At 71.2% G+C, this 24,539-nt stretch carries 22 protein-coding genes and 2 pseudogenes; 8 read left to right on the forward strand and 16 right to left on the reverse strand.

Going from position 1 to position 24,539, the window contains the following annotated elements; translation table 11 throughout:
• Positions 1 to 293: 293 nt before the first annotated feature.
• Positions 294 to 2,033, reverse strand: coding sequence for a PKD domain-containing protein (locus tag K9S39_RS40690; protein ID WP_248868300.1), 1,740 nt, complete (start codon positions 2,031 to 2,033; stop codon positions 294 to 296).
• A gap of 637 nt (positions 2,034 to 2,670) precedes the next feature.
• Here K9S39_RS40690 and K9S39_RS40695 point away from each other — a divergent pair.
• Positions 2,671 to 5,004, forward strand: coding sequence for a HelD family protein (locus tag K9S39_RS40695; protein ID WP_248869200.1), 2,334 nt, complete (start codon positions 2,671 to 2,673; stop codon positions 5,002 to 5,004).
• A 235-nt stretch (positions 5,005 to 5,239) separates the two neighbouring features.
• On the opposite strand, the gene K9S39_RS40700 is transcribed toward K9S39_RS40695, so the two are convergent.
• From K9S39_RS40700 to K9S39_RS40715, 4 genes are read right to left on the reverse strand one after another with little or no spacing between them, the layout of a single operon-like run.
• Positions 5,240 to 5,854 (reverse strand): GTP-binding protein, encoded by a 615-nt coding sequence (locus K9S39_RS40700; protein ID WP_248868301.1) that lies wholly within the window; start codon positions 5,852 to 5,854, stop codon positions 5,240 to 5,242.
• Entirely contained in the window at positions 5,802 to 6,248 is a 447-nt protein-coding gene (locus K9S39_RS40705; RefSeq protein ID WP_248868302.1) for a DUF742 domain-containing protein, read from the reverse strand. Before K9S39_RS40705 ends, K9S39_RS40700 begins: the two co-directional genes overlap by 53 nt.
• A 48-nt stretch (positions 6,249 to 6,296) precedes the next feature.
• Positions 6,297 to 6,728 (reverse strand): roadblock/LC7 domain-containing protein, encoded by a 432-nt coding sequence (locus K9S39_RS40710; RefSeq protein ID WP_248868303.1) that lies wholly within the window; start codon positions 6,726 to 6,728, stop codon positions 6,297 to 6,299.
• 25 nt (positions 6,729 to 6,753) lie between these two features.
• A complete protein-coding gene (locus K9S39_RS40715; protein WP_406708107.1) occupies positions 6,754 to 9,300 on the reverse strand; it encodes an ATP-binding protein in 2,547 nt (848 codons plus the stop codon).
• A 317-nt stretch (positions 9,301 to 9,617) separates the two neighbouring features.
• Here K9S39_RS40715 and K9S39_RS40720 point away from each other — a divergent pair, with 317 nt between their 5' ends.
• The gene (locus K9S39_RS40720; RefSeq protein WP_248868304.1) at positions 9,618 to 10,754 is read left to right on the forward strand and encodes a substrate-binding domain-containing protein; all 1,137 of its coding nucleotides are present in this window, start codon (positions 9,618 to 9,620) and stop codon (positions 10,752 to 10,754) included.
• On the opposite strand, the gene K9S39_RS40725 is transcribed toward K9S39_RS40720, so the two are convergent.
• The 3 genes from K9S39_RS40725 to K9S39_RS40735 form a co-directional block, all read right to left on the reverse strand.
• Entirely contained in the window at positions 10,730 to 11,722 is a 993-nt protein-coding gene (locus K9S39_RS40725; RefSeq protein WP_248868305.1) for a methyltransferase domain-containing protein, read from the reverse strand. The genes K9S39_RS40720 and K9S39_RS40725 overlap by 25 nt on opposite strands.
• 2 nt (positions 11,723 to 11,724) lie before the next feature.
• Positions 11,725 to 12,195, reverse strand: coding sequence for an aminotransferase class V-fold PLP-dependent enzyme (locus tag K9S39_RS40730; protein ID WP_248868306.1), 471 nt, complete (start codon positions 12,193 to 12,195; stop codon positions 11,725 to 11,727).
• Between the two features lie 222 nt (positions 12,196 to 12,417).
• The gene (locus tag K9S39_RS40735) at positions 12,418 to 13,104 is read right to left on the reverse strand and encodes an ArsR/SmtB family transcription factor (RefSeq protein WP_248868307.1); all 687 of its coding nucleotides are present in this window, start codon (positions 13,102 to 13,104) and stop codon (positions 12,418 to 12,420) included.
• A gap of 159 nt (positions 13,105 to 13,263) precedes the next feature.
• Between K9S39_RS40735 and K9S39_RS40740 the strand changes: the two genes are divergently transcribed.
• Together K9S39_RS40740 and K9S39_RS40745 are read left to right on the forward strand one after the other, a co-directional pair.
• The gene (locus tag K9S39_RS40740; RefSeq protein ID WP_248868308.1) at positions 13,264 to 13,539 is read left to right on the forward strand and encodes an SHOCT domain-containing protein; all 276 of its coding nucleotides are present in this window, start codon (positions 13,264 to 13,266) and stop codon (positions 13,537 to 13,539) included.
• Complete coding sequence (locus tag K9S39_RS40745; RefSeq protein WP_248868309.1) at positions 13,539 to 14,174, forward strand: hypothetical protein; 636 nt, start codon at positions 13,539 to 13,541, stop codon at positions 14,172 to 14,174. The genes K9S39_RS40740 and K9S39_RS40745 overlap by 1 nt, the downstream gene beginning before the upstream one ends.
• Positions 14,175 to 14,255: 81 nt before the next feature.
• Here the strand turns inward: K9S39_RS40745 and K9S39_RS40750 are convergent.
• Both K9S39_RS40750 and K9S39_RS40755 read right to left on the reverse strand, forming a co-directional pair.
• A pseudogene (locus tag K9S39_RS40750) lies at positions 14,256 to 15,511 on the reverse strand (vWA domain-containing protein).
• A pseudogene (locus K9S39_RS40755) lies at positions 15,508 to 15,858 on the reverse strand (AAA family ATPase); the annotation flags it as partial. The pseudogenes K9S39_RS40755 and K9S39_RS40750, both read right to left, overlap by 4 nt.
• Before the next feature lie 107 nt (positions 15,859 to 15,965).
• Here K9S39_RS40755 and K9S39_RS40760 point away from each other — a divergent pair.
• The 3 genes from K9S39_RS40760 (at position 15,966) to K9S39_RS40770 (ending at position 18,431) form a co-directional block, all read left to right on the forward strand.
• A complete protein-coding gene (locus K9S39_RS40760) occupies positions 15,966 to 16,649 on the forward strand; it encodes a PepSY domain-containing protein (RefSeq protein ID WP_248868310.1) in 684 nt (227 codons plus the stop codon).
• Between the two features lie 136 nt (positions 16,650 to 16,785).
• Entirely contained in the window at positions 16,786 to 17,592 is an 807-nt protein-coding gene (locus K9S39_RS40765) for an IclR family transcriptional regulator domain-containing protein (protein WP_248868311.1), read from the forward strand.
• A complete protein-coding gene (locus K9S39_RS40770) occupies positions 17,589 to 18,431 on the forward strand; it encodes an SMP-30/gluconolactonase/LRE family protein (RefSeq protein ID WP_248868312.1) in 843 nt (280 codons plus the stop codon). Before K9S39_RS40765 ends, K9S39_RS40770 begins: the two co-directional genes overlap by 4 nt.
• Positions 18,432 to 18,541: 110 nt before the next feature.
• Here K9S39_RS40770 and K9S39_RS40775 read toward each other — a convergent pair whose 3' ends face one another.
• Positions 18,542 to 18,925, reverse strand: coding sequence for a hypothetical protein (locus tag K9S39_RS40775; RefSeq protein ID WP_248868313.1), 384 nt, complete (start codon positions 18,923 to 18,925; stop codon positions 18,542 to 18,544).
• A gap of 259 nt (positions 18,926 to 19,184) precedes the next feature.
• Complete coding sequence (locus tag K9S39_RS40780) at positions 19,185 to 20,069, reverse strand: universal stress protein (RefSeq protein WP_248868314.1); 885 nt, start codon at positions 20,067 to 20,069, stop codon at positions 19,185 to 19,187.
• Positions 20,070 to 20,302: 233 nt separating this feature from the next.
• On the opposite strand from K9S39_RS40780, the gene K9S39_RS40785 reads away from it, so the two are divergent.
• The gene (locus K9S39_RS40785) at positions 20,303 to 20,836 is read left to right on the forward strand and encodes an FBP domain-containing protein (RefSeq protein WP_248868315.1); all 534 of its coding nucleotides are present in this window, start codon (positions 20,303 to 20,305) and stop codon (positions 20,834 to 20,836) included.
• Positions 20,837 to 21,076: 240 nt separating this feature from the next.
• Here K9S39_RS40785 and K9S39_RS40790 read toward each other — a convergent pair whose 3' ends face one another.
• The 4 genes from K9S39_RS40790 to K9S39_RS40805 all read right to left on the reverse strand — a co-directional run bounded on the left by K9S39_RS40790 (position 21,077) and on the right by K9S39_RS40805 (position 24,534).
• On the reverse strand, positions 21,077 to 21,820 hold the full coding sequence (locus tag K9S39_RS40790) for a DUF2470 domain-containing protein (protein ID WP_248868316.1): 744 nt from the start codon (positions 21,818 to 21,820) through the stop codon (positions 21,077 to 21,079).
• Positions 21,821 to 22,570: 750 nt separating this feature from the next.
• Positions 22,571 to 23,062, reverse strand: coding sequence for a nitroreductase family deazaflavin-dependent oxidoreductase (locus tag K9S39_RS40795; protein WP_248868317.1), 492 nt, complete (start codon positions 23,060 to 23,062; stop codon positions 22,571 to 22,573).
• Between the two features lie 177 nt (positions 23,063 to 23,239).
• Complete coding sequence (locus K9S39_RS40800; RefSeq protein ID WP_248868318.1) at positions 23,240 to 23,770, reverse strand: MarR family winged helix-turn-helix transcriptional regulator; 531 nt, start codon at positions 23,768 to 23,770, stop codon at positions 23,240 to 23,242.
• Between the two features lie 89 nt (positions 23,771 to 23,859).
• Positions 23,860 to 24,534, reverse strand: coding sequence for a DUF4142 domain-containing protein (locus tag K9S39_RS40805; protein ID WP_248868319.1), 675 nt, complete (start codon positions 24,532 to 24,534; stop codon positions 23,860 to 23,862).
• Positions 24,535 to 24,539: the final 5 nt, after the last annotated feature.

Raw genomic sequence — 24,539 nt, forward strand, 5'->3', positions numbered from 1 at the left:
GCTGCCCGCACGGCGGCGACCCGCGTCGGTTCACTCGCCGGTGACGGCCGGGCTTTCTCGGGGGAGAGGAGCCCACGTCGGGTGAGGCGAACGTCCGGACACGGTCTCCTGGGTCCCTCTACGAGCGCGACGCCGGGCCCTTCCGACCTTCGGCCCGCGGGTTCTCGTTCTGTACGACCTTCGGCCCGCCGGGATCTCGTGCTGGCCGCCTCCGGCGCGGCCCCGTCCATATGCCGGAGCGGTTGTGCCGAGGGGCGGCCCGCGCCTGCGAGCCGCCCCCTTGGCCGGATCCTTCAGTGCGCGGCGATGGCCCGGGTGGCCTCGACCAGGACCTTCCCTCCGTCCCGACCGGACATCACGAGCCGTGGCAGCCAGGGCCCCTTGCGGTCGTAGGCATGGGTGACGGCCGCCTCGCTGGTCTCCCGCTGCGTACCGTCGCCGAAGTACCAGTGGTAGCGGTACCCGGCTGCGGGCGGCTTTCCGTCCACCGTGACGGACATGCGCACCTCGCGGCCGACGTGCGCGTTCTCCGGGAGCTGCAGCTGCGCCCGGGGTCCCTGCCGGGGGAGGCGGAACCATTCGCGCACACTCGGGTTGAGGAGAAAGGCGTCGGCGTACTGCCGGGCGCCCTCGATGTCGGGGTGAGCGACGGCCGCGGTCAAACACTGCGCCGGAGTCGGGCTGAGCTCGGGGCAGGCCCGTGTGCGCAGCGGGAACGCCGGGTCGGTCACCGGAGTGTTCCAGACCTTGGAGTCCCGGGTGAGAACGGCATTGTCCACGGTGAACAGTCCGTCGGCCGCGACCGCGTACGGGCCGTCCGTGGACGCCTCGTTGGCGGCGGCCGCCGCCTGGTGGTAGGCGGCATTGGCCAGTTGCGTGTACTGCTCGTAGCGTTCGGCCACGCCGCCGAGGGCGCCCTTGCAGGAGGCCAGCCGCCCCCCGGCGACTCCCGGGGTCGAACAGGTCTTCACCGGGATCGGAGAACTGCTGCGGCTCAGCGCGTAGTAGAAGTCGGCCACGATCACCTTCGGCCGCCCCGGCAGGGAATGGGCCTTCTCGATCGCCGCCCGCATCCCGCGTCCGCCGTATCCGACCTTCGCGCCGCTGAAGTACGGCACGTCCTTGGCCGGGTTCTCCGGTGCCGCGCCGATGCCGGAGCACTCGCGCTTCACTGCCTCGGGCAGGTTCTTCGAGCCGGGGGTGATGCCGACGCCGATGCCGAAGAAGGGATCGAGGTCGTTGATGCACCCGTTGATCACGACCAGATCGAGACCGTAGCCGCCCGCCCGCGCCTGTGCGCCCGCCTTTTCCAATTGGCAGAACACGTCCGGCGTTTGCTGGGTGACCTCGCCGAACTCCATCTCCCCGTCGCCGTCCGGATCCTGTTTCTCCGTGGTGCGCAGACAGGCAGCGTCATCGTTGCCCGCGGGTAGCTCGGGCGCGTCGAGCACCGCGCCGGAGATCGAGTAGTCCATGTGCTGATGGCCCCGGCCGGTCGCACGGCCGATCAACTGACCTGTCAGGTAAGGGAACTTCTGGTCGTGGTCCAGGCCCTGCCCCCAGACCACGGAGTCCCCGACGGACGCCACCCGCACCGGGTCGCACCCCCGGCGTACCGTGTCCCGCCAGACCTTGCCATAGCGGCCGGGCGCACGGCCGCCGGACGGGGCGGCGATGCGGGCGTCGACCTGTAAGGCGGTCTCGGTTGCGGGCACCCGGTCGTGGGGGATGCGGAACTCCGCCGTGCCGACATCGGCGGCCATGGCGAGACGCCCGCCGGCCAGCTGTTTCTGACCGGCGCGTACGCGCCACTCCACGGCGGCGCCCGCCTTCGCCGCGGCGGGGTCGTAGACCTGCACCCGGCCGTGCACGTCCCCGCTGCACACCGGATTCGGCGTCAAGTCCACGTCGAGGATGAGGGGGAACGCCGATCCCGGCAAGGCGCTGGTCTGTGCTGCGGCGGGGAGCCCGCCGAGGAGCTGGCCGAGGAGCACCGCGGCCGCGCCGACAGCCGCGAACCGCCTCGCCGCCAACGAGCGACCGGCCCTCCGTGGCCTGCCCGGAACGGAACCCGCGCCGGTGCCCGCCCGCCTTCGCGCAACCCACCGCCGCGACCACGTTGATCTCACGCCAACACCTCTGTTTTCGCCGTCATTTCGGTCTGTGCGGAGTCAACTGAATTCCGCATCGGTAGGGATGATGACAGTCGGGAGACCGGCGTGGAGTGCGGACCGAGTTCCGCACGGGGTGAAACTGATCACTTACCCGCAGTTACGGATCGGGTGGTTGAGTGGTCGGGGGGAGTGTGGCGCCGGGTCCGGCGGGAGCGGGGTGACGGATGGCGATGCTGACCGGCCGTCTGGTCGACTGGGGGCAGTGTCCGCTTCCATGCCGGCATCCACCTGTGTCGGACTGGTCATGGAGACGACTGACTCGGCATCACGCATTCAAGTCATCACGCATTCAAGTTCAGTGGCCCCAGGTAAAACACGGCAGCCCCAACAGGCGGCCCCCGCATGCGCGCAGAGCACAGAGAAATACCCCGGAACGAATTGACGTCCGGGGTATTTCTCTGTGTATATTGAGGGCTTCTGTGTCTTGCCAGACAATACAAAACCCAATGTTCTTAGCGAAGAATATCCGAGCGGAGCTGAATTGTCAAACGAGGAAGTGCAAAACGAGCAGGAATTCATCGATCTGCTCTATGAGCGCCTCGCCGAGGTGCGGGCCGAGGCCGAGATGACGGTGACGAAGAGCCTGTCGCTGGCGGGCAACCACGCCCAGACACGGTTGGAGCGCGATGTCCTCGTCGCCGAGCACTCCGGCCTGCTGGCCGCCGTCGACGCGGGGGAGAACGGCCTGTGCTTCGGCCGGCTGGCGTTCCGCGACGGCCGCGATCACCACATCGGACGCATCGGAATCCGGCGCGACGACGCGGAGCGTACCCCGCTCGTCATCGACTGGCGGGCCGACGTGGCACGCCCCTTCTACCTCGCCACCGGACACACCCCGATGGGGCTGCGCCGCAGACGGCACATCACGACCGAGGGCCGGCAGGTCATCGCCCTGCACGACGAGATCCTGGACCTCGCCGACACCGTACGCACGGGACATGAGGGCGCCGACGCGGACGCCGTGCTGCTGGCATCGCTGGACGCGGCGCGCACCGGACGGATGCACGACATCGTGCAAACCATCCAGGCCGAGCAGGACCGCATCATCCGCGCCCCGCACCACGGCGTCCTCGTAGTGGAAGGCGGCCCCGGTACCGGCAAGACCGTCGTCGCCCTGCACCGCGCCGCCTATCTCCTCTACGCCCACCGGCAGCAACTGGCCCGCCGGGCCGTGCTGATCGTCGGGCCGAACCCGTCGTTCCTCGACTACATCGCCGAGGTGCTGCCCGCCCTCGGCGAGACCGGGGTGCTGCTCGCCACACTCGGCGAGCTCTTTCCCGGCGTGACCGCGACCGGCACCGACACCGCCGGAGCGGCCGAGGTCAAGGGCGGCGCGGCGATGGCGGACGCCCTGGCGCGCTTCGTACGCGACCGGCAGGTCCTGCCCGACGAGGTGCGGGTGATCGACCACGAGGACGGCGAGCTGCGGCTGGACGCCGGCATGGTGGACGCGGCGCGGCGCAAGGCCCGTGAGACCGGGCTGCCACACAACCTCGCCCGCCCCCACTTCGCGTTCCGCATCATCGACGCGCTCACCGAGCAGCTGGCCGACCGGATCGGCGCCGACCCCTACGGCGATGGGGGTCCCCCCTGTTCGAGCGAAGCCGAGAACTCGGGGGCGAACCTGCTGGGCCCCGACGACATCGCCCAGATCGGCAAGGCCATCGCCACCAGCCCCGAAGTGCACGACGTCATCGAGGAGTTGTGGCCGTCCCTGACGCCGCAGCAGCTGGTCGCCGACTTCCTCGCCGACCCCGTCCACCTACCGGACGCCGACGCTGACGTGATCCGCCGTACGGACGGCGACTGGACCCCCGCGGACATTCCGCTGCTGGACGAGGCCGCCGAACTCCTCGGCGAGGACGACTCCGCGGCCCGCGCCCTCGCCGAGGCACAGCGCCAGGAGCAGATCGCCTACGCACAGGGTGTGCTCGACCTCTCCTACGGCTCCCGTACCCATGAGTTCGCGGACCGTGACGACGACGATTCGGAGGTGCTGGCCGCGCACGACCTGGTGGACGCGGAGCGGCTCGCCGACCGCCACGAGGAGGCCGACCACCGCAGCGCCGCCGAACGCGCCGCGGCCGACCGCACCTGGGCCTTCGGTCACATCATCGTCGACGAGGCCCAGGAGCTGTCCGCGATGGCCTGGCGGCTGCTGATGCGCCGCTGTCCGACCCGCTCGATGACCCTGGTCGGCGACCCGGCGCAGACGGCGGAGCCGGGTGGCTGCGGCTCGTGGGAGGCGATCCTCGCACCGTACGTCGGCGACCGCTGGCAGCACGTCCGGCTCGGAGTCAACTACCGGACGCCGGCCGAGATGATGGACATCGCGGCGCGGGTGCCCCGGTCCGTCGACCCCTCCTTCACTCCGCCGCGCTCGATCCGCTCCACGGGCACCCTCCCCTGGTCGCTGCGCACTGACGACATGCCGCGCGCAGTCGCGGAGGCCGTCGCACGGGAGACCCGCGACGAGGCGCGGCGTCGGGAGGGTCGCCTCGCGGTGATCGCCCCGGGTGCCCGTCACGCGGCGCTCTCCGCGGTCCTCCCCGACGCCGCGGGCCCCGCCCTGGACCTGACCCGTCCGGTGGTGCTGATCGACCCGCGGCAGGCCAAGGGCCTGGAGTTCGACACCGTCATCGTGGTGGAACCGGAGGAGCTCGGGCCCAGCGACCTGTACGTCGCGCTCACCCGGGCGACCCAGCGGCTGGGCGTCATTCACACCCGCCCGCTGCCGGCGGGTCTGGAGGTACCGCCGGCACCTCGGCCCGCGGCGTCCCGGGGGGGTGACGCCATGACGGTACGGGGTGAGTACGCGTCCGGCGACTGACGGAACGACATCGAGGTGGGCCCTGGGGCGTCTCCGACCCGGGGCCACTATGGCCCTCGCCTGCATGGTGCCGGCGCAGAGGCGGACGTACCCACCGCACTCCGATCGGCCCAGGCAGCGAAGTCCGCGGTGACCGCGCGCAGGGCAGCCGACACCGCTGTCGAGCGCGTCTCCTCTGCCGGACATCCGCCGGTCCTCGTGGATTTCCGGGCCCGCCCGGAAGGAGGCCCCAAAGTCAGCCCGCCGCGGTGGTTTCCGCGCGGGACAGGGCGACTTCGAGCACGACCAGCAGCGCATCCCGGACCGAGCCCGTTGTGCGGGCGTCGAAGACGATCAGCGGTACGTGGGCGGAGATGTCCAGCGCCCACCGCACCTCGTCGGGGTTGTGGTGGACCGCACCGTCGAATGCGTTGACGGCGACGGCGAACGGGATGTCCGTGTGCTCGAAGTAGTCCACTGCGGCGTAACAGTCGTCCAGACGGCGGGTGTCCACGATCACCAGACCGCCGAGGGCGCCCTCGACCACGTCGTCCCACATGAACCCGAACCGGTCCTGGCCCGGCGTGCCGAACAGGTAGAGCTTCAGCGTCGGGTCGATGGTGAGGCAGCCGAAGTCCATGGCGACCGTGGTGGTGGTCTTGCCGGGGGTGTGAGAGAGATCGTCCACGCCTGCCGCGACCTCGGTGATGGCGGCCTCCGTGGTCAGCGGCCGGATCTCGGAGATCGAGCCCACGGCCGTGGTCTTGCCGACGCCGAAGCCGCCGGCGATGACCAACTTGACCGGTACCGGCGGCTGTTCAACCGCTGTCACGGAGTGAGTCCCGTGAGTCGGGGACGGCACGGAGACCATCGATAACCCTTCGCAGTACGGAGATGTCCTGGGTTGTCCTGGCGTTCGGGACGTGAACCGCCAGATGTCCGGCGGAGCACAGGTCCTCCGCCAGCACCCGGACCACGTTGAGGTGGAGCCACAGCCGCGCGGCCAGTTCCGCCACCGACTGCGGCCGGCGGCAAGCGGCGACGATGTCGTGTTGTTCGAAGGCGAGCGAGTGCAGGGCGGAGAGCCCGGACGATGTCGCCACGACCTGGCTCTCGACCGGGACCGGTGGGCCGGCGCCGCCCCCCGCCACCCGGCCGGCGGTCAGCAGGAAAGGCCGGATCGCGGGGGCACGGCCGGCCGGCTCCGATGTCCCCCGGGCTCTGCCCGTTGCCTCGTCCGGTCCTGGTTCACCGACGGCCATCATGATCCTCTTCTCGGCGCCTGCATCCCTGCCTCCGCGGTGTGGGACGGGTCAGCGGGCCGGTGCGGCGCCGGCGTTCTTCTTGAGTTCCAGCACCAGCTGGGGGGTGAGCGCGCTCCCGGCGCGGTTGGCGAAGAGGGTCATCTCGTAGGCGATGTTGCCGAGCTTCGCCTCCTTCGAGGTCACCACGCCGAGGACGGCGCCGCAGCCGATGGACGACACCAGCACATGGCCGCCCTCCAGGTCGATGATGACCTTGTTGAGGCCGCCGAGGCCGTAGTTGCCGGACGCACCGGCGGCCAGACTCGTGATGCCCGACACGATCGCTGCGAGCCGCTCGGAGTCGGCCTGTTCGCGCAGTTGGGAGACGGCGATCAGCAGGCCGTCGGAGGACACCGCGATGGCGTCGACGACGCCGGCGGTCTGGGTGGCGAACCGGTCGAGCAGCCAGGTGAAGTCGGCCGCGGCGGCTGTCAGATCCATGGGCTCCTTCCGCTCGGAACCGCTCTTACCTGTCGGCGTCGTCACTGCCCGACTCCTTCCGGGGTTGCTGGTGTCGCGAGGTGGCCGGATGCTTCGGGGCGGGAGCGCTCTCCTGCTCTGCCCTGCGAACGGCGGCCTCGAAATCGTCGAGTTCCGAACGGACCGCGTCGGCGTCGACGGGCCGGCGCACGGCCCGGGCCCCACGGTCGGCCGTTGGGGTCGTCATGTCGAGCGTCGCGCCCCGTACCCGCCGTCGCAGTGGCCGGCCGGACTGGGCCGGCCGCGGCTCGAATGCGGGGGCGGTCTGTTCCGCGTCCGTGCGGTGCGGAAGGCGCCGGGGAAGCTCGCCCGGCCGCGAGGGGGCGGCCGGGCGCCGCTCGGGCGTGCTGGCGCAGGCCCGCACCGGCAGGGGCGTGGCGGAGGCCGGTGCGGGATCGGGTTCGGGCGCGGTGGACTCCCGCTCGGGTGTTGTCCGGTGCTCCGGCGCGGCCTCGGCCCCGGCCTGGCCGTCGACCGCGGTGTCGGCCCCGGCCTCGGTCCCGGCTCCGGCCACGTCCGCTGCCGGGGACGGTGCGGCGGCGGGGCCCACGGCCAGCAGCAGTGCGGAGGGGAGCCAGACGGTGCCGGTGACCCCGCCGCCCGGTGCACGGCTCAGGGTGACCCGTATGCCCGAGCGCCGGGCGAGGTTTCCGACCACGAACAGGCCGAGGACCCTGGTCGGTACGAGGTCGAGCCGTTCGCGGCGGATGAGCCGGGAGTTCTCCTCGTCGAGGCGTTCCGCGCTCATGCCGAGGCCGTGGTCGATGATCTCGATCAGCGCGCCGCCGTCCGAGGTGACATCGGTGCCGGGCCGGACGACGACGTCGACGGGTGTGTCGGACGGGGAGAACGAGACCGCGTTCTCCAGCAGTTCGGCGAGCATCAGCGTCAGATCGTCGACGATGTCGGGCGCGACGGTGACCTCGCTCTCGGATCGCAGGGACACCCGCTGGTATCCCTCGATCTGTCCGAGCCCCGCCCGTATGACGTCGACCAGGGGGGTCGGCCGGGCCTCCACCTCAAGGTCCCGGATTCCGGCGAGCAGCATCAGGCTGTCGGCGTTGCGCTGGAGGCGTACGGCGATGTGGTCGATGCGATACATCCGCTGCAGGACGTCGGGGTCGGTTTCCTCCCGTTCCACGGCGTCGATCAGCATCAGCTGGCGTGAGGCGAGGTTGCTGACACGGCGTCCGACGTTGCCGAACATCTCGGCGACGTTGCGGCGGCTGAGCACCTGCCGCTCCAGCAGTGCCGCGGCGGTGACCTGCACCTGGTTGAACGCCTCGGCCAGGTGGCCGATCTCGTCGCGGACCGGAACGGGGATCGGCCGCGGCCGCAGCGGGGTGCGCTCCGGCGACTCGTCGTCCTCGACCTTGGCGAGTTCCTCGCCGGCCACGTCGACCACCTGCTGGGCGGCGCCGGTCAGGGCCGCCAGGGGACGTACGACCGAGCGCCGGACCAGGACGGAGAAGGTCAGCCAGGAGGCGAAGCCGAGCAGGGCGAGACCGAGCATCGTCAGCGCGTTGTGCAGGGCGTTCCGGGAGAGACTGTCGGCCCGGTCGGCGATCCGGCCGATCAGCGAGCGGGTGATGTCCAGGCGGGCCTCGGCCTGCCGGGTTCCGGCGGTGATCGCCTTGCGCAGCTGGTGCGGGGTCTGGCCCTGCAGGGAGTCCGGATCGATCTGGAGCTCCGCGAACTGGGCCTCGATGCCGTTCTCCTCGGCGGCTCGCTCGATCCCGCCCAGCCGCAGCACCTGGTCCGGGTCGGCGATCCTGCCGAAGCGTTCGGTCTGCTCCTGGTAGAGCTTGTGGGCGCCGACCGCACGGGTGTATTCGGTGAGCGCGTTGGCATCCCGGGTCTGGGCGGAGAACACCCCGCTCTCGAAGGCCGCGTGGGCGGCGTCGGCGCGCAGTACCGGGTCGAGAAGACGGGTGACCGAGGACGACGAGGTGCCGACGAAGCGGTCGAGGCCGATGCCGTCGATCAGGTAGCCGACCGCGGCGGCGTACGCGGGATCGATACCGGCGGCCGGAACCGATCCCCGCTCGACCTTGTCGCGCAGCACGGCAAGGCCCCGGATGTAGGCGAGGGCCCGCGCCTCCTCCTTCGGCAGGCCCGCCCCGAACGCGGAACGCACGGCGGTCACCTGCTCATCGGTGTCCCGCTGCGCCTGACGGTAGGCGGCGGTTGAGGGCAGGGCGGCGCCGGGCGGGGCCGACTCCTGCTCCACGGACAGCAGCAGCGCCTGCCGGTGTTCGGCCTGGATGTCGTTGATCAGTCTCGTGACCTGCTCGCTGTCGCGCACCAGCTCCGCGCTCCGGCCGGCGTCCAGGGCCTTCTCCACCTGAGAGTTGACGCCTGCGCCCAGCAGCACGCCGACGACCGCGACGGGCGCGATCACCAGCACGTTGAGCTTCCGCCGGAACGGCCATCGGTCCAGGAGAGCGCCCACCCGCTGACGGAACCGCGGCCTCGACGGTGGCCGCCGGGACGGCTCCGGCTCGTGCGGCGGGTTCACCGTGCCCACAGGCACCCAGCCTCCTTACGACGTGCTCCTGAGCGGTGACCGAGGTGTTGTTGCCGACCGCCGACGACGGGGGAGCGTGACGCTTGCGAAGTTCGCCCCAAATGCGAGCGAAAAGATCGCGCCACATGCCCAACCGGCCGCGAACACTACCGCTTGTGCACACGTGCGCAACACATGACCCTCAACGGCCCAGCGGTATTCAACTCTTTGTCGCGTTTGGCCCGTTGGGCCCATCGCGGTGGATGCCCCGCGGAGGACCGCCACCCGTAACCTGTCTCCCCCCACCCCAACCCGTATCCTCAACTCGCCCTGCGAGGAGACCCGTGCACCCCACCCGCAAGGCGGTCGTGACAGCCGCCGCACTCCTGGTCATGGCCACCGCCGGCTGCGAACCCGGCGCCGGCACCACCGCATCCCACAGGAGCTCCGACACACCCGGATGCCCCGCCGCCCTCTCCAGAGCCAAGCAGGCCGTCAAGAAGGCCGAGGAGGTCAACGCCCCCTGGAAGGGCCCCACCACCGGGCCCAGGGCCGTCCACGGCAAGACCGTCGTCTACATCGCCCAGACCCTGACCAATCCCGGCGTCGCCGGAGTCGCCCAAGGTGTCCAGGAAGCCGCCAAGATCGTCGGATGGCACGCCCGCACCCTCAACGGCCAGGGCACGCCCGACGGCATTCGGGCCGCCTTCCAGCAGGCCCTCCGCCTCAAGCCGGATGGCATCGTCATCGGCGGTTTTGATCCCGAGATCGTCGCGGAGGACGTCAAAAAGGCCAATACGGCCGGGATTACGCTGATCGGCTGGCACGCCACCGCAGCTCCCGGCCCCAGTAAGGATCCGCAACTCTTCAGCAACATCACCTCCCGGGTCGAGGACGTCGCGAAGATCAGCGCGGACTGGATCATTGCCCGTTCCAACGGACGCGCGGGCGTCGTCCTGTTCACCGACGCCTCGATTCCCTTCGCGAAGCGCAAGTCCGATCTGATCAAGAAGCAACTCGCCACCTGCGCCGGCACCAAGCTGCTGAGCTACACCGACATCCCCATCCCCCAGGCCAGCAGCCGCTCTCTCGGGGAAGTCCGCTCCCTGCTGTCCCGTTTCGGACGCGAGTGGACCCATTCCGCCGCCATCAACGACCTGTACTTCCAGCACGCCGCCCCCGCCCTGCGCGCGGCGGGCAAGGACGGCGCCGGCGCCCCGTTCAACATCGGTGCCGGTGACGGTGACCCGTCGGCCTTCCAGCGCGTCAACGGCAAGAAGTTCCAGGCCGCCACCGTGCCCGAACCCCTCTCCGAACAGGGCTGGCAGATCATCGACGAGTTCAACCGCGCCTTCGCCGACGCCCCGGACAGCGGGTACGTCGCCCCCGTCCACATCGCCACCGCCGCCAACAGCGGTGGCGCACTGTCCTGGGACTCGGAGGGCTACCGCCAGGCCTACCGCAAGATCTGGGGCGATTGATGCGTTCTCCCGGCCCGCTCGGGCCGGTGCCAGGGGGCATCCGGCCGGGTGCGGATCGGAGCGGTGACGAGCCGCAGCGCGTAGGTCGCACGGCGGGTATCGGGCACCGGCCCGAGGTAGTGATGGCCGGTCAGGTGGCACCACGCCGGCAGATCCAACGGAGCCGCCGGGTCGTTCGCGCGCACATGGACCAGTGTCCCCGCGGGGGCATGGGCGGTCTCGCGGCGCAGGCGGAGCAGGAGCTGGACGCAGAGCAGATCGCCGCCGTCGACGACCAGGTCCGGTGCGGCCGTGGAGTCGGCGTGCACCCGGGGCAGGGCCTGGGTGATGCGCCACAGGCGGCGTGGCAGGTCGCCTTCCTCGAAGGCGTCGGCCTCCTTCAGCATCCAGCCCTTCGCCAGCGTGTCGACGAGGGAGTGGTCGAAGAAGTGCACGGCGAAGCCTCCGTGCTCGAAGATGTCGTCGCCGTGTGCGATTCCCGTGCCGTAGTGGGCGTCGCCGGTGTGGCGGACGGTGTAGACGAAGGTGCCGCCGGGCCGCAGGACGCGGCGGACTTCGGCGACGAGCCGCACGATCTCCTTGGTGGACAGCGCCATGCACAGCAGCATGTGCGCGAAGACGGCGTCCACCGAGGCGTTCGGCAGCGGCAGCGGCTCGCGTACGTCGTGCACGGTGGTGCTCACCCGGCCTGCCAGGTTCCGGTGGCCGGCGGCCTTGCGCAGCTGCTCCAGCCCTGTGGGGGAGAAGTCGGTGGCCTGGACGGTGAAGCCCTCTTGGGCGAAGAACAGGGCGTCGCGCCCGTGCCCGGCTCCCAGCTCCAGCACATCCCGGGCACCGGACGCGGCGAAGGCCGCGGCCGCGTGGGCGGCGGGAGCGGAGGGCGCATCGCCGTACATGCCCGGATGGGCGGCGTAGGTCTGCTGCCAGTGCGCGCGCTGCACCTGGGCCAGCTCCCGGTCCTGCTGCATGCCTACTCCTGTGTCCGGCCGTCCCGGCGGGGCGGTACTGAAGGTTGTGCTGTCCCGGCACCGTCGGGGACGGCCCCGTGCCGAAGGCCCTGTCCGTGCTTGTGTCTGTGCTCGTGTCCGTGTCCGGTCGCGACCGGGGGCTTTCCGCCTCGCAACGCGATGGGCGACGGCGAGGGCGACGTTCTCGGTGCCGGCGCGCAGGCCGTCCTCCTGGCCGCCGCCGTGGACGAGCGGTTCAAGCGCCACGCCGGGACGTACGTAGAGGGCGGCGATGCCCTTGGCGCGTACATCTTGTGCCCGGCCACGGTCAGCAGGTCCACGCCCGGCCCGCTGACGTCCAGGAGGATCTTCCCGGCGGCCTGGGCGGCGTCGCAGTGGAAGAGCGCGCCGTGTTCGCGGGTGATGCGGGCCAGGTCGGCGATGGGCTGGAGGGCGCCGGGCTCGTTGTCGGCGGCCATGACCGGGACGAGCACGGTGTGTTCGGTGAGCGCGTCGGCCAGGGAGACGGGGTCGACCCGGCCGCGGGCGTGGGGCCAGCGCGCCGGGGTTCCGTGCCGTGGATGTGGCTGCCGGAGGAGTTGCCGAACCAGTCCGTCAGATACGGGCGCATGGCCTCGGCCACCCGGGGTCGACGGGGGTGGTGGCGTTGTAGTCCAGGTAGACCGGCCCGTCCGCCGGTGCCGGGTGTGCGGGGATCATGCGGCGGTCCCGGTGGTCACCGGCAGCTCGGCCAGCCGCCACTCCAGCATGCCGTCGCTCAGCCGGACGGCCTTGCGCCCGTGCGCGCTCAGCAGCCGCACGGCGTCGTACGCCATGACGCAGTACTCGCCGCGGCAGTACACGACCACCTCGATGTCGTCGGGCAACTCCGCGATCCGCTCGGCAAGCTGGTCGACCGGGATGGAGACCGCACCGGGGATGTGCCCCGCGGCGTACTCCTCGGCGGGGCGGACGTCGAGGACCACCACCTTGCCCGCCTCCGCGCGGGCGAGCATGTCCTCGCGTCCGACCTCCGGTGCCCGGTCGTCGCCGAGGAGGGCGACGCGGGCGGGCTCGACATCGGTCTGATGGGCCTGGGCGACCTTCCGCAGGAGGGCGTACAGGGCGGCCACGTCCTGCCCGGCCAGCCGGTAGTGGACGCGTACCCCCTCGCGCCGGGTGGCGACCAGCCCGGCCTGTTTGAGGGTCTGCAGGTGGGCCGAGGCGGTGGTCAGATGCAGTCCGGCCGCCTTCGCGAGCGCGTCCACGGTGCGCTCGCCCTGGGCCAGCAGATCCAGCAGTTCCAAGCGCTTTCCGCTGGCCAGCGCCTTTCCGGTGCGGGCGAAAGCGTCGAACAGGTCGGCCTTGCCCCCGCTGGGCAGGGCATCTCCCATGGCTTCCATAGCTTCCTCCATTAATCCATGGAATATTGTAAAGGAAGGGGTCGTCGGCACACCATGGCGGGGCCGAAGGGCCCCTGGCACCGCGCACCGGTCCACGCAGACTGAAGAGAGCAGCGTCTTTACCAAGAGAGCAGCGTCTTCGCGGAGGTGAGGACGGTGATGTACTGGAACGGCGGCGGCTGGGTCTGGATGGCCTTCATGCCCCTGTTGTGGATCGCGCTGATCGGCCTGGTCGTGTGGGCGGTGGTCCGCCTCACCCAGCGCCCGGCCGGACGCGACGACGCTCCCGGACGCGACGACACTCAAGGCCGTGGTCGGCCACCGCGAGAGACACCGGAGGAGATCCTCGACCGCCGCTACGCCTCCGGCGAGATCGACACCGACACCTACACCGAGGCACGCGAACGCCTCGCCCAGCATCGTCCGAGGCCATAATGACCAGGCCGCACGGCCGATGGCTGCCGCTGGCCGTGCTCGCCACCGCGCTCGCGGCGCTGATCGCCTCGATCGTCTGGGTCGCCGGCAGCGCACCCAGCTCCCCATGGCGGCCAGGCCCCGGGGCGATGACGGGCACGGTCTCCAGCACAGGGCCGGTACGCACCCTGGCGGACGCGGACCGCGCGGCGGAGCGCCTCGCCGACCGGTGGGACCTGCACGTCGGGGACGTCATGCAGTTCAGCAACGGCTACTACGCCGAACTCCTCGACCGGGACGGCAAAGGCGCCACCGCGGTGCTCATCGACCCCGGCAGCCGCACCGTCCAGCTGGAGTTCGGCCCGGCCATGGTGTGGAACACCGCCTACGGCATGATGCCCGCCCTCGACCGGGCCGGTGCCGCGGCGATCGGCCCCGACCAGGCGGTGCGGATCGCCGACCGGTGGCTGCGGGACCACCGCCCCGGCCTGCACGCCGCCGAACCGGAACGGTTCCCCGGCTACTACACCCTGCACACCCTGCGCGGCGACCGCATCGTCGGCATGCTCTCGGTCCACGCCACCAGCGGCGACGTCTGGTACCACACCTGGCACGGCCGCTTCCTCCAGATGCAGGAACACCCCGGCAGCCGGTAGCCCATGCGCAGCGCATGCCAGGAGGCCGCCATGAACCGCCGCGAGGAGAGAATCAGCCCCTGATCCTGCAGGGCCAGGGGCTCACCGACCGCCCGGAGTCGACCCGATGCCCACCACGCGTGCCCACGCCGGCGGCGCGTCCGGGACGTAGTCGGGATCGTTCTCGTCCCACGACCGGGCTGCCTGCTGCCGGGGGAACAGACCCACCACCGTCCGGCACGGTGGTCGGGTGTCCGGCCAGGGCGTTTGGCCGTCGGTCAGGGCCACGATGACATCGGGGCGGGGCTGCGCCCGGAGTGCCGTGGCGAAGCCCGTGCGCAGATCCGTACCCCCGCCGCCCACCAGCGGTATCCCCTCGGCACGGCACAGCGGGTGCACGACCCGGGCGGCCGCGTCGCACGGCAGCACGGAGACCAGGTCCCGACGGCCGCCCACGGCACGGGAGATCGCGGCGACCTCCAGGAGCGCGCTGCCCAGTTCGGCGTCACTGACCGAGCCGGAGGTGTCGATGACCACGGAGATCCGGGGCGGTCCGGGAGGCTCGGCAGAACGGCGCCGGGCACCCCGGCCGAGCGCCGCGAGGGCCGGCCGTAGGTGTAGTCCTCGCCCGCGCCGGAGCCGGAGACTGCCGAGCGGACCGCCGCTCCCAGCAACTCCCGCCACGGCTGCGGCGGGTGGAGCGCCTCCTCCGCCCACCGCTGCCACCCCTTCGGCGCATTCCCCGGTCGGCCGGTGACGCCCTGCGCCACGCGGAACCGCACCGCGTCCCGCTCCTGCTCGCTGAGGCCGTGCGCGCCGTCCGGGCCGAGGTCCCATTCGCGTGCCAGTCCGTCGGCGCCACTGCCGCAGTCCAGCCAGGCCAGGCTCTGCGTGTACGGCCCGAGCCGGAACTGGCGCAGGTAGTCCTCCATGAGCTCCCCTTCGGGCAGCCCCAAGGCCGCCGGACCGACCGCGCCTTCGGGCCGGGCGAGGCCGTCACCGAACACATCGTCGTTGATCTCGCAGTCCGCCGCGATGTTCATCCGCAGCCGTTCCCCCGGGCCGGTCAGCCCGCGCTCCCGCGCGACCCGGTCACCGCGTCCGTGATGGTCGCGCAGCAGGTGCGACACCTCGTGCACCCATACTCCGGCCAGTTCCTCCACCGGCGTACGGTCCACGAACGCCGGCGAGACGTAGCACCGCCAGTACCGGTCGACGGCCATCGTCGGTACCCGCCGCGACTCCACGGTGTGCAGCGCGAACAGCGCCGTCGCCAAGTAGGGCCGGACCCGGGCGGCGTGCAGCCGTGCGGCGAAGAGCTTGTCGAGGTCCAGTGCCCCCGATGCGTTCGTGGTCATCGGCCCGCCTTCGCGGCGACCGCGGTCCGGGCCGCCGCCTGGTCCCCTCGCTGCGACAGGGACACCACCCCGGCGAGCTGCTCGATCGACGCCGGTACGTCCCAGTCCGCACGGCGCAGCGTGGCGAGTGTGGTCGCCGGGACGACCACCAGGTCCGGTGCCCCGGTCTCCACCGCCCGGACCAGGAGCGCCCACGCCGCGTCCCAGCGGGACTTGTCCGGCCGCTTGCGGACCGACGCCACCACACCGTCCAGCACGGCTTGGCGCAGATCCCCCCGCTCGGGCAGGGCGGCACCCGCCGGATCGGCGAGCAGCACCTCGGGGTCCGGGAGGTCCATCCGGTCCAGGCGGCGCACTCCATCCCGGGCCCGCGCCAGGGGCGTCAGTCGTCGGGACGGGTGATTTCCGGCGCCGCGTCACATCTCCGCGGCGGCGGGAGGTTACGGATGCGCGTATGAACGCTCAGCCCGTATGCGCGGAGTTCAGTCGTCGACGCCTGACGAGCGGCCGGGTGATCACCGTGGTGTGCGCTGCCGCGGCTTCGGCGCTCTTGCTGGGCTGCGGGAACGGCGCCGGAGAGACGCCGCGCCCCACCGAGTCGCCGACACCGGCCGCGACACCGACCGTGAGCCCGACAGCCGATCCGACGCTCTCCGCGGACCAGGCCGACCGCAAGGACCTGATCTCGGCCACCAAGATCGGCTACGACAAGGCAGCCGAAGCGGCCGTGGGGAAGGTCTCCGGAAGCAAGCTCGTCGACATCGAGCTGAAGTACGCTCGCGACGGCGGTCCGGAATGGGCCACCGAGGTCGCCACCACGGACGGCACCGCACACACGGGCCGGGTCGACGCCGTCTCCGGGAAGGTGGTCGAGTCCCAGCTCGCGACGCATCAGGGCGTGGACGACGAGCGGGAACTGGCCGATGTCCTCGCCAAGGCCAAGGTGTCGTGGAAAGACGCGGTCGGGAAGGCCCTGGCCAAGAGGAAGGGCACGGTCACCTCTGTCGAGCTCGGCACCGAAAACGGCACCCCCACCTGGATCGTCGACGTCGTGACCACGAAGGACTGGCTCAAGACCACGTTCGATGTCGACGCGATGAACGGCACCATCCGCCACGAAGAGGTCGACCGCGACTGACCCTCCGGGAGTCGCTCCGGACGTTCGCCGGAAGTCGCCGCGGACGTTCGTCGACCCGACCCGTCGGGCACAGGATGTCGGGTCCGGCAGGGTGGGACCTTCCTCACGTGAGTGAGCGAAGGGGAAGGACACCGGGATGCTGGAGCGGCTGAACCAGGCCATGGAGCACATCGAGTCGCGTCTCGACCAGCCGGTCGACGTGGCCGACCTCGCGCGGATCGCGGTGACGTCGGAATACCACTTCCGCCGGCTGTTCTCGGCGCTGTCCGGCCTACCGCTGTCGGAGTACATTCGCCGCAGACGGCTGACCGTGGCGGGCGCCGAGGTGCTCGCCGGGGAGCGGACACTGCTGGACGTCGCGATGCGCTACGGCTACCGCTCGGGCGAAGCCATTGCCCGTGCGTTCCGCGCCATGCACGGTGTGGGGCCGGGCGAGGCCCGGCGGACCGGTGCGGCTCTGCGCTCCCAGCCCCGGATGTCCTTCCGACTCGTCGTCGAAGGGAGCAGCAGCATGGCCAAGGTCGACTCCACCCACGCCGTACGCATGGTCTCTGTCACCGGCCGCAGGCTGCCCGCACACTGCACCGCCGTGGGCAAGATGCTCCTCGCCTCGCTCCCCGACGAGGAGCTGGAGGCCCGCCTGGAGGAGTGCGAGGAACTCGTCGCCCTCACCCCGAACAGCATCACCGACCCGGACACCCTGCGCGAGGAGCTCGCCGACATCACGACGGCGGGCATCGCCGTCGAGCACCGCGAGGCCAACCCGGACGTCAGCTGTGTGGCCGCCCCGGTCAAGGACGGCTCCGGCGCGGTCGTCGCGGCCCTGTCCGTCTCCGTGCCCATGGTGCGCTGGAGCCAGGACCGGGAACGCGAACTGGCCGAGCTGGCCGAGAAGGGCGCCGGCGATCTCTCCGCAGGCCTGGGGCACCGGGGCAGCCGGTGAGGGCCGAACTCGCGGTACGCGCCGAGGCCGAGCTCGGCGAGGGCCCGACCTGGGACGTGGCCGCGCGGCGGCTGATCTGGGTGGACATCCTCGGCTCCCGCGTCCACACCTGGGATCCCGCCACCGGCCGCCGCACCGTCATGGCCACCGAACAGCACGTCGGTGCCGCCGAACCACACGCCGCGGGCGGCCTGGTGGTCAATCTCCGGGACGGCATCGGCCGCTACGACACCGAGGGCGTGTTCACCTGGCTGGTACGGGACCCGGTGCCGGGCCGCCGCGGCAACGACGCCGCCGTGGCACCCGACGGCACCCTGTGGGCGGGCACCATGCGCTACGACCAGGCGCCCGGCGGCGGCACCCTCACCCGTATCGCGCCCGACGGCTCGACCACCGTTCTGCTCGACGATGTCACGGTCAGCAACGGCACCGGCTGGAGCCCGGACGGCACCCGCGTCTACTACGTCGACAGCCCCACCCGGCGCATCGACATCCTCCGAGCCGAGGGCCAACGGATAGCCCAGCGGCGGGAGTTCACCGCCATCGAGCCCGGCGCGGGCTACCCCGACGGACTCACCGTGGACACCGACGGCTGCGTCTGGGTCGCCCTGTGGGACGGTGGCCGGATCCGCCGCTACACCCCGGACGGCCACCTCGACCGCACAGTGGAGCTCCCCGTACAGCGCCCCACCGCCTGCGCCTTCGGCGGCCCGGACCTGCGCGACCTCTACATCACCACGGCCCGCACCGGCCAGAACCGTCCGGATCCGCTCGCCGGCTCGGTCCTGGTGCTGCCGGGCGTGGGTCAGGGGCTGGCCGGCGTACCGTTCGGGGGCTGACCGGGGAAGGATCCGCGTCGCACGGTCCTGTCGTTCCCCCGCCGGCCCGCGCACGCGTCCTGGGACACGCGGATGTCCCAGGACGCGTCAGCTACGGCCCGGCCTGCAGGTCAGCAGCCCGGCGCCACCTGGTCGATGCGGCCGCCGAACTTGCCGTCGGCCTTGTAGGCGTTGGAGTAGTCACCGGAGACCACACCGCGCTTCTCGAACGGGTCGGTGTCGATGAAGCAGCCGGCGACGTTGGCCTGGAAGGAGCCGACGTTGTCGTGCAGCTCGGGCGGCAGGTTCAGGGTGCCGCTGCCCGGCGACCAGCGCCAGGTGGGTGCGCCCGGCATGTCATTGTCGACCCAGAAGCAGATCTCGTTGGCCCCGCAGTCGGCGGCGCCCTTCGCCTCCGCGCCGTCCGCCGCGGCAGCCGTACCGGCGCCGAACAGCGAGCCGGTGAGCATCAACACGGACAGTGCGCCGACGACCCGGGCACGCGTCTTGGACATCTCGTTCTCCCGTTTCCTGGTGAGTCGCAGTCAGTTCTGCCTGTTCTGTGTCCGGCCGGACACTCCTCACACGAACGGCGGGGCCTGTCTGTATGACACCCGCGCCGGATTCTTGTGCATGACACCGGCGCCGGATCATTCGGACGCGGAGATGCGTGGGCGCGCACACGACGGGGCAGTCGCGATCGGGGCGATGACCCGGCCGCCAATTCGTCAGACGGCCGGGCACGGCGTACGTCGCCGCGGCCGGCGCGGTCGCTCAGGCGGCCTGCGGTACGACCGCCACGGGGCAGTCGGCGTGATGGAGCACGGTGTGGCTCAACCGGCCCAATTGGAGGCCGGGTTTGTCTTGGCGGCGCCGTGCTCCGACGACGAGGAGGTCGGCGGCGGAGGAGCGCGGCACCAGCACCTTGTGTGCCGGACCTTCGACGGTGACACGGCGTACCTGCACCGTCGGGTGGGCCTCGACCGCCTCGGCGAGGGCCTCGTCCAGCAGGGCGGACGCCCGTTCCTCATGGTAGCGCTCGGGCGCTTGGGTGTGCGGTGGACGGTCGGTGGCATGGTCGCCGGACTCGTGCGCGGGGCACCGCCAGGCCCGTACGGCATCGAGGGCACAGCCGCGGGCCTCGGCCTCGCGGAACGCGAACTGCACGGCGGCCGATCCCGTTGCCGTGTCCCCGACACCGAGGAGGATCCGCCCGTGCCGTCCCGCCAGGGCCTCGTCCCCACGCACCACGATGACCGGGCAGGGCGCCCGCGCCGCCACCGCCAGGCCGACGGACCCCAGCAACATGCCCGCGAATGCGCTGCGTCCCCTCGCCCCGAGAATCACGGCCGACGCGAAGCGGCCCTGCCGCAGCAGTGCGGCCACCGTGTCCTCGGCCAGCACCTGTGCCGATACCTTGACGCCCGGATTGCGGTGGCGGGCACGTTCCGCTGAGGTTCCGACGATGGTGTCGGCGAGCGCCCGCCCGGAGCGGCTGCTCAGGCTCGTTGTCGACACCGGTCCCTCGTAACGCTCCCACTCGGAGGCGTGCACCAGCCGCAGTGGAAGCCCATGGAGCGCTGCCTCGTCGACCGCCCAGTCAAGCGCGCGGAAACCGGAGTCCGATCCGTCCACTCCTACGACCAGGGGCAGCTCCATCGTTCCACCGCCTTTCCCTTTCTCGTGTCCGGGTTCGTGGCCTACACGTCCGTGGATATGGGTTCCTGCGGTGATGCGCCTGGTGACACTTTCAGCGTGGATTCACCCGAGAGCGTCGGACAGGGGCCGGTCGGCCTGTGTGCCGGCCCTGCGGCCCATCGCGGTGGCCGGCCGTACCCGGCGGAGAATAATCGGGCGACGGGGCCCCGCTCGCGCTGTTAGTTTCGGCGATTATGGACCCCGTAGGTGAAAAAGCGATACGTGCTTCTTTTGTTAATTGTTCGAAGGGGGAGGCCGGCAGAATCCATCTGCCCGTGGGGCTGGCCGAGCTTCCTTGGGCGGATCTGGACTTCTTGGGGTGGCGTGACCCGGGAGCCCCCGACCGGAGTTATCTGGTGGCGCCGCGGGGCGACGGGCTCATGGGTGTGACGTTGCGGGTGCCGCAGGGCGTGCGGCGGAGTTTCACCAAGACGACGGTGTGCTCCATGTGCGTGACCGGGCACCCGGGCTCCGGTGTCAGTCTGCTCGCGGCCCGACGCGCCGGGCCGGCGGGGCGGCAGGGGAACACCGTGGGGGCGTATCTCTGTGCCGATCTGGCGTGTTCGCTCTATGTCCGTGGGCGTAAGCGGTCCCAGCTCGCCGGGCGGCACGAGGAAACGCTGCCGTTGGAGGAGCGGATCGCGCGCACCGTGCGAAACCTGAATGCCTTTCTGGACAAGGTCGTTGAGGGAGCGAAAATAGCCGGGGGAAAAGAGAGCGCGAAGTAGGAGCGGATGGGGAAACAGTGAGCGAGGTAGGGAGAGGGAGCACGGCGGGGGAGCGGAAGGCGGGTCATGATCCGCCGGATACGGGGGCGTCCTCCGCTCGGGCGGCGGGCGGGCGGGTGCGGGGTTCGTGGGACGGCGGCGTGCAGAGGGCGGTGGCCAGTGGCTCCGCGCGGATGATCGCCGCCACGAGATCCCGTGGGGGTGGCGACGGGGGCGTGGGTGTGGGCGGGGGTTCCTGTGTCATGGCCGGGTGACCGGTCGACGCCGGCGGGGACAGGTGCGGGCGAGGGCCAGCAGTGTCTGGATCTGGCGGGTGATCTGGTTCGCTTCGCGCAGTGGGGTGGGGAAGGGCAGGCGGACGTCGTGGTGGCTCCGGGCGTGCTCAAGGCGGAGCGTGATCGCGTACCTGTCGAGGGCCAGCGGCCATACACGGACGACGCCGTGCAGGTGGCGCGGGTCCACCAGGCGCGTCAGCTCCGCGACCGCGTCGGGGTGGGCGTCGGCCAGGTGGGTGAGCATCCGTGCCTCGAAGGCGGTCAGGGGGTCCGCCTCGGCCAGGACGAGTTCGTCGAGGCCGACGTCGACGGCGCCGGCCGCTGTTTCGAGGGTGACGCGCGCGAGGTCCAGGCGGAGGTCGACACTGTCCACTTCCGCTTCCGAGTCCGCTTCTGCGTCCTCCACGGTCAGCCACCCGGAGAGCGTCAGCCGGGACCGTACACGATCCCGGACGGCGATCGGGGCGACATCGGTGAACGCCAGCAGAGCGGCCAGGGCGCCGCGTGGCGCGCAGGCGACTCTGGCGGCGAGGTGACCGTCGGCCGGTAGCCGCAGCCACAACCGGCCTTTGCCGTCAAGGATATGACGTCCCACCAGGTCACAGCGGTAGCCGTCCGTGGAGACCGTCAGGGAGCCCGCGGCGGCGAGCACGGAACGGGCCTGTTCCGCTGCGCTCGGCTCCGTCGCGCGGAAAGCGGTGACACTCATCCAGAACCTCCATAAGGTAAGCCTTACCTAACTTAACCCGAGGTCCTGGGTGATGGCCAGCCCGCCACCCGTCGGGAGCGGGGTCGTGGGCCCGAAGCCGCGCGGCGGCGCGGACGCCGAATCGCCGGTGCCTGGTGGCGGATGGGTGGGCGGCATCGTTCCGCGTCGTGGCGATGTGCATGGCCCGGCTGAGACTGCGCACCAAAACGCCGGCCCGGAAGAGGAGCCCACTCGCCGATCTCCGTGGCGGATGGGCCGAATTCAGGTCACGTACCCGGGTAGGGGCAAGCGTCGCTTCCTTCGGTGCCGCCAACCAAGTCCACTCGGGGTCCGGACGGTTCTCGGACCACTCATCGCCGACGAGAGAATCGGCGAGACCTCCTGGGACATCGTCCTGAGTGTCAAGGCGGCAGGCGTTCTCCTGATGGCGCTGGTGATGTATCGCATCACCGTGAAGCGTCTGCCGCCGCTCGCACAAGCAGGCAGCACGCTGGTGGCGCTCCCGCTGATCGCCCTTGGCCTGGCGGCGAATGTCTACTGGCCGGCGATTGCCGCATTCGTCGCGGGGCCGGGCCTGGGCTTCAACAGCATCGCGTGGGAAACCACACTGCGGGAGCACATTCCCAAGATGGTGTGTCCCCGATCTCGTCGTACGACAACCTCGGTTCGTTCGTCGCCATCCCGGCCGGACAGCTCACCGCCGCCCCGCTCGCGGCTGTGTTCGGCGCCTCGTGTGTGGCCCTGGCCGGGTCACTTTCCTCGCGTCGGGGTGATCTCGACAAAGGGGATGTGGTCACGGCCGACGAGGTAGTAGTCCTCGGTGCTGCCGTCGGTCTCGATGCCGCAGATTCCCATGAGGCGGCGGGCGGTTCGCGGGTGGCGGGGTGCGTAGTCGGCCATGGCGCGGCCGGATTCCTCGGGTGTCATGGGGCGGGCGACCGCAGCGGTGCGGTGCCGTCCGACCTGGATGGTGACCTGCGGGCTGTGCCGGATGTTCCGATACCACTGCGAGGTGGGGCCGAAGCCGGAGGCCACGTGGTAGGCGCCGGTCCGTGGATCGCGGCCGGTGATCTCCAGAACGACCTGGCGGGGCTGTCCGCTCTTACGGCCGGTGTGCGTGAGCAGCAGGACGCGGCTGCCTATGAGCGCGCCCAGGTGCCAGCGGTACAGATGGATCGGGGCGCGCGCGATCCGGCGGCGCCAGCCGGTGGGGGACGGGGTGGGTTTGACCTTACGGGGCATGGCGGATCCTTCGGTGGGTGCGCGGCGGCATGAGCGCTGGGAGCCGTCTCATGCCGCCGTGTGCCCACCACCGTTGGAACGATGACGGAGATCCCTATGTTTGCACAGGGCAAATGAAGCCCGCACGCGACGTGCGGATCGCTTCGTGGGGATTGCTTCGTCGGGACCGCTTCGTCGTCAGGACGCGGCGGCGCCGGGCGGGTCGGGCCAGCCCAGGGGATACGGGTCGCGGCCGGCGCCGGGGGCGGCCGGCTCTCCGCCGGCGTCGGCGAACGCGGTCAGGGCCTCGACCAGTGAGGCGCGCTGCCCGGGAGGCATGTGCTCGACGACGGTGGCGATCTCCCGGCGACGGCGCGCGGTGACCTCCTCGACGATGTGGCGGCCCTGCTCCGTCAGCCCCAGCCGGGTCTCGCGCCGGTTGTCCGGGTTGACCTGCCGGTCCGCGAACCCGGCGGCGATGAGGCGGTCGACCATGCGCATCGCGGTGGACGGGTTGACCCCCAACCACTCGGCGACCTGGACGAGTTTGGCCGTGCCCTGCGTGGAGAGCGCGACCAGCAGCCGGAACTGCGGCAGCGTCACCTTGTCCTCGACAGCGGTGAGCGAGCGGGCGGAGACGGCGACCAGGACTCGGGAGGCGGTCAGCACGGCGCGGGTCACGGCGTCGACGTCGGCTACGGCTTCGGGCGGGTTCGTGCGTTCGTCCATACCTCCCTTTCTATCCCGGAGGGGCCACGCACGTGGTGGCCGGAACGACACGTCCCGCCCTCGGACCGGCACGCATACGGGACGGAGGGTCACTTCGGCACGGCCGAGGCGACATCGTCGAGAGTGGCATCCGTGACCAGCCCCGTGTCCTCCAGCACCTCCATGTGGTCCTGGACGGTGTCGTTCGCCACCGTCGCCAGGCGCCGTACCAGCGGGTGCTTGGTCGCCGCGCGGACCTCGCCGATGGTGATGAAGACCTTGCCGTGGGACGCCCGCAGCAGGTCCACGAAGAGCTGATCGAAGGCGCTGCCCCGAGCATTCTTCAACTGATCGACCCAGCCTTGCTGTTCCGGGGTGGCCTCATCGGGGATCGGCACGTTCAGTGCGTCGGCGTCCTCACGGACCAGTTGGTCGAGTTTGCTGTGCCCGTCGAGCAGATGCGTGCCGGCGCGTTTGACGGCTTCGCTCGAAGCGCGTGTCTGGGCGAGCCGGCCCGCCGGTATCTCCCACAGCCCGGCCTGCCGCACCTTGGTGAGGAAGGTCTTGTCGAGCGCGGTGAGCGAGTCCGCCCCACCGTCCTGCTGGGCGGCCGGGCCGGCCGCTGCTGCCGGGAGGTTGGCGGAGACCGGCTCGTCCGCGGAAGTGTCTCTCTGCGAGAGCCACACGGACACGGTGGCGATGACCGCGACGAGGGCGACGACGGCGGTGATCAGTAGGCCACGGCGGGGTGCGGGCCTCGTATTACGGGCGTGCGATTTCATCATGCCTC

This window comes from Streptomyces halobius (genome assembly GCF_023277745.1).
Lineage (GTDB): Bacteria > Actinomycetota > Actinomycetes > Streptomycetales > Streptomycetaceae > Streptomyces > Streptomyces halobius.

What these genes read in the sequence shown, in the direction of transcription:
- K9S39_RS40700 (WP_248868301.1), bottom strand. Translation starts at nt 5,854, where the DNA reads ATGGTCTCCGTGCCGTCCCCGACTCACGGGACTCACTCCGTGACAGCG.
- K9S39_RS40705 (WP_248868302.1), bottom strand. Translation starts at nt 6,248, where the DNA reads ATGATGGCCGTCGGTGAACCAGGACCGGACGAGGCAACGGGCAGAGCC.
- K9S39_RS40710 (WP_248868303.1), bottom strand. Translation starts at nt 6,728, where the DNA reads ATGGATCTGACAGCCGCCGCGGCCGACTTCACCTGGCTGCTCGACCGG.
- K9S39_RS40725 (WP_248868305.1), bottom strand. Translation starts at nt 11,722, where the DNA reads ATGCAGCAGGACCGGGAGCTGGCCCAGGTGCAGCGCGCGCACTGGCAG.
- K9S39_RS40735 (WP_248868307.1), bottom strand. Translation starts at nt 13,104, where the DNA reads ATGGAAGCCATGGGAGATGCCCTGCCCAGCGGGGGCAAGGCCGACCTG.
- K9S39_RS40740 (WP_248868308.1), top strand. Translation starts at nt 13,264, where the DNA reads ATGTACTGGAACGGCGGCGGCTGGGTCTGGATGGCCTTCATGCCCCTG.
- K9S39_RS40745 (WP_248868309.1), top strand. Translation starts at nt 13,539, where the DNA reads ATGACCAGGCCGCACGGCCGATGGCTGCCGCTGGCCGTGCTCGCCACC.
- K9S39_RS40760 (WP_248868310.1), top strand. Translation starts at nt 15,966, where the DNA reads ATGAACGCTCAGCCCGTATGCGCGGAGTTCAGTCGTCGACGCCTGACG.
- K9S39_RS40765 (WP_248868311.1), top strand. Translation starts at nt 16,786, where the DNA reads ATGCTGGAGCGGCTGAACCAGGCCATGGAGCACATCGAGTCGCGTCTC.
- K9S39_RS40775 (WP_248868313.1), bottom strand. Translation starts at nt 18,925, where the DNA reads ATGTCCAAGACGCGTGCCCGGGTCGTCGGCGCACTGTCCGTGTTGATG.
- K9S39_RS40780 (WP_248868314.1), bottom strand. Translation starts at nt 20,069, where the DNA reads ATGGAGCTGCCCCTGGTCGTAGGAGTGGACGGATCGGACTCCGGTTTC.
- K9S39_RS40785 (WP_248868315.1), top strand. Translation starts at nt 20,303, where the DNA reads ATGGACCCCGTAGGTGAAAAAGCGATACGTGCTTCTTTTGTTAATTGT.
- K9S39_RS40790 (WP_248868316.1), bottom strand. Translation starts at nt 21,820, where the DNA reads ATGAGTGTCACCGCTTTCCGCGCGACGGAGCCGAGCGCAGCGGAACAG.
- K9S39_RS40795 (WP_248868317.1), bottom strand. Translation starts at nt 23,062, where the DNA reads ATGCCCCGTAAGGTCAAACCCACCCCGTCCCCCACCGGCTGGCGCCGC.
- K9S39_RS40800 (WP_248868318.1), bottom strand. Translation starts at nt 23,770, where the DNA reads ATGGACGAACGCACGAACCCGCCCGAAGCCGTAGCCGACGTCGACGCC.
- K9S39_RS40805 (WP_248868319.1), bottom strand. Translation starts at nt 24,534, where the DNA reads ATGATGAAATCGCACGCCCGTAATACGAGGCCCGCACCCCGCCGTGGC.